At 64.8% G+C, this 3,286-nt stretch carries 1 protein-coding gene and 1 pseudogene; both read left to right on the top strand.

The window, feature by feature from the left end; genetic code table 11:
• Positions 1–1,145: pseudogene (locus NR187_RS34790) on the top strand (caspase family protein); the annotation flags it as partial.
• A 146-nt stretch (positions 1,146–1,291) separates the two neighbouring features.
• Positions 1,292–3,100 (top strand): caspase family protein, encoded by a 1,809-nt coding sequence (locus NR187_RS34785; protein ID WP_256809512.1) that lies wholly within the window; start codon positions 1,292–1,294, stop codon positions 3,098–3,100.
• Positions 3,101–3,286 lie beyond the last annotated feature (186 nt).

The following is a 3,286-nucleotide window of genomic DNA, read 5'->3' as shown; positions in this document are numbered from 1 at the left end:
TGCCGGGCCTCGACCTGCGCAAGGCGTTCGGCTTCGTGCGCGACGATGTGCTCAAGACCACCGGCTACAAGCAGGAGCCATATGTCTACGGCTCGCTCGGCGGCGATGACGTTTCGCTCGTCCCGGCCAAGCCGGCAGCAGCGCCGGGCCCGCAAGCCAATCCCCATGACAGCGTGCGCCGGGACTATGAGCTGGCGCTCCAGGCGGGAAACCGGGACGCATGGGAAGCATTCCTGCAGGCTTATCCTGATGGGTTCTATGCGGGCCTCGCCCGCGCGCAACTGAAGAACGTGGCGGCGGAGGAAGCACGCGCGGCTGCGGCCGCGAAGGCACGCCAGGCCGAAGACGAAAAGGCAAGGCTCGCAGCCGAGCGGGCGAACAAGGCCGAGCAGGAGAAGGCGGCTGCCGCCGCCAAGGCCGCAGAGAACGCCCGGCTTGTCGCCGAAAAGGCCAAGCAGATCGAGGAGGCCAAGGCGGCCGCCGCCGAGCAGCGCCGCAAGGACGCCGAGGCCGCAGCGGCGAAGGCTGTGGCCGACAAGCAAGCCGCCGAGAAGCCGCAAGTTGCGGACAGCGCACAGAAGCTTGCAGCCGTTGCTCCGACCTCATCGCAGCCGGGCCTGTCTCCACAAGAGACTGCGAAGCTGGTTCAGTCCGAACTGCGCCGCGTCGGCTGCCTGGCGACATCGGCGGACGGCGACTGGAATGCGTCATCGCAACGCTCGCTGACGCTGTTCAACAGATATGCCGGGACGACGCTCGACGCCAAGCAGGCGAGCTTCGACGCGCTCGACGCCATCAAGGCCAAACCCGGCCGGGTCTGCCCGCTGGTGTGCGACCACGGCTTCAAGGCCGACGGCGATGCCTGCGTGAAGATCGCATGCCGCACCGGCTATCGCGTCAACGACGATAACGAGTGCGAGAAGGTGCAGGACAAGAAGCCTGTCGCGACCCGCGAGGACGCCAAGAAGCGGGATACGGAGCGGAAGCAGATCGAAGCTGCACCCGCAAAGCCGTCAGCATCCGGTCAAATGCTTTGTAACAATGCTGGCTGTCGGCCGGTGAGGCCCGGCTGTCGGATTGGAACCCCGAAGATCGGCCCTCATGTCGCCCCTGTAGCAGGGGCACAAGTGGAGGTGTGCGACTGAGCTGCGGCCGAGACGCAATCATTCCCTTGCAGGCCAGATCTCAACGCATCGCTTTGACTGCGGAGATGTGTGACTGATATCACTGATCGCAGATTGCATTTGGCCATTCTGCGAATACTCTGACGCTATTGCATTCGGGGGCTGGAATGCGGCTTCGGCTATTTGGTTTGTTGATTGTTGCGAGCTGCTTGGCGACCTGGCTTGGGACCGGCTCGGCGCTGGCCGAGAAGCGCGTCGCGCTCGTCATGGGCAATTCGGCCTACAAGAACGTGGCGAAGCTGGCGAATCCCGCGAACGATGCCGCGCTGGTCGGCGGCATGTTCAGGAAGGCCGGCTTCGATACGGTCGACGTCAAGCTCGACCTGAACGTGGCCGAGATGCGCAAGGCGCTGCGCGATTTTGGCGGCAAGGCGCGCGAGGCCGACGTTGCGGTGATCTACTATGCCGGTCACGGCATCGAGCTCGACGGGACCAATTACCTGATCCCGACCGACGCGACGCTCGAGACCGACAGCGACGTCCTCGACGAAACGCTGCCGCTGGATCGCGCGCTGTTCGCCGTCGAGCCGGCCAAGCAGCTCCGGCTCGTCATTCTCGACGCCTGCCGCGACAATCCTTTCGCCAAGACCATGAAGCGCACGGTTGCCGCCCGCGCCATCGGCCGCGGCCTCGCCAAGGTCGAGCCGACCAGCCCGAACACCATGATCGCCTTCGCGGCGAAGGCCGGCTCGACCGCCTCGGACGGCGATGCGAAGAACAGCCCGTTTGCCACGGCGCTGGTCGAACGCCTGCCGATGCCGGGCCTCGACCTGCGCAAGGCGTTCGGCTTCGTCCGCGACGATGTGCTCAAAACCACCGGCTACAAGCAGGAGCCATATGTCTACGGCTCGCTCGGCGGCGATGACGTTTCGCTGGTTGCCGCGAAGCCGGCAGCAGCGCAGGGCCCGCAAGCCGATCCCCAGGACAGCGTGCGACGGGACTACGAGCTTGCGCTCCAGCTTGGCACGCGCGACGGATGGGCTGCCTTCCTGAATCGCTTTCCCAGCGGCTTCTACAGCGATCTCGCCAAGGGGCAATTGAACAAGATCGCCGCCGAAGAAACCCGCGCTGCCGCTGTGGAAAAGGCCAGGCAGGCCGAGGACGAGAAGGCGCGGCTGACGGCCGACCGGGCCAAGAAAGCCGAACAGGAGAAAGCGGCTACAGCCGCCAAGGCCGCCGAGGACGCGCGTATCGCGGCGGAGAAGGCCAAGCAGGTCGAGGAGGCCAAGGCGGCCGCCGCCGAGCAGCGGCGGAAGGAGGCCGAGGCCGCAGCGGCAAAGGCCGTGGCCGACAAGCAAGCCGCCGAGAAGCAAGCTGCCGAGAAGCAGCAAGTTGCGGACGGCGCACCGAAAGTTGCAGCCGTCGCCCCGACCTCGTCACAGCCCACCCTGTCCGCCGCAGAGACGGCAAAGCTGGTTCAGTCAGAGCTGCGCCGCGTCGGCTGCCTGGCGACATCGTCAGACGGCGACTGGAATGCGTCATCACAACGCTCGCTGACGCTGTTCAACAAATATGCCGGGACGAAGCTCGACGCCAAGCAGGCGAGCTTCGACGCGCTCGACGCCATCAAGGCCAGGCCGGGCCGGGTCTGCCCGCTGGTGTGCGATCACGGCTTCAGGGCCGATGGCGATACTTGCTCAAAGATCGCCTGCCGCTCCGGCTATCGCGTGAATGACGACAATGAATGCGAGAAGGTCCAGGACAAGAAGCCTGTCGCGACCCGCGAGGATGCCAAGAAGCGAGATACGGAGCGGAAGCAGGGCGAAGCTGCTCCATCGAAGCCGCAGGCATCTGGTCAAGTATTTTGTAACACTGGAGGCTGTCGGCCGGTAAGGTCCGGCTGTCGGCTTGTTGATCGTCCGAAGCTTGGCCCCGTCGGAATTGGGGGAGGAGTGCAAGCCGAAGTATGCGACTGAGTGGCGGTCCGATCCTGCGCAGTTGGCCTGGGCGGTCGCAGAGATGTGTGACTGGCGATCATTGATCGCAGATTGCGTTGGCCATTCTGCGAATAATCTGACGCTCTTGCATTCGGGGGCTGGAATGCGGTTTCGGCTGTTTGGTTTGTTGATTGTTGCGAGTTGCTTGGCGACCTGGCTTGGGAC

Origin of the sequence: Bradyrhizobium sp. Bra64 (assembly GCF_024519875.1) — a bacterium.
GTDB classification, from domain to species: domain Bacteria; phylum Pseudomonadota; class Alphaproteobacteria; order Rhizobiales; family Xanthobacteraceae; genus Bradyrhizobium; species Bradyrhizobium japonicum_G.
Note: the sequence above shows the minus strand (reverse complement) of the source record. Positions and strands in the feature narration are given on the sequence as shown.

Coding starts and splice junctions, on each gene's coding strand:
- NR187_RS34785 (WP_256809512.1), top strand. CDS start 1,292: ATGCGGCTTCGGCTATTTGGTTTGTTGATTGTTGCGAGCTGCTTGGCG.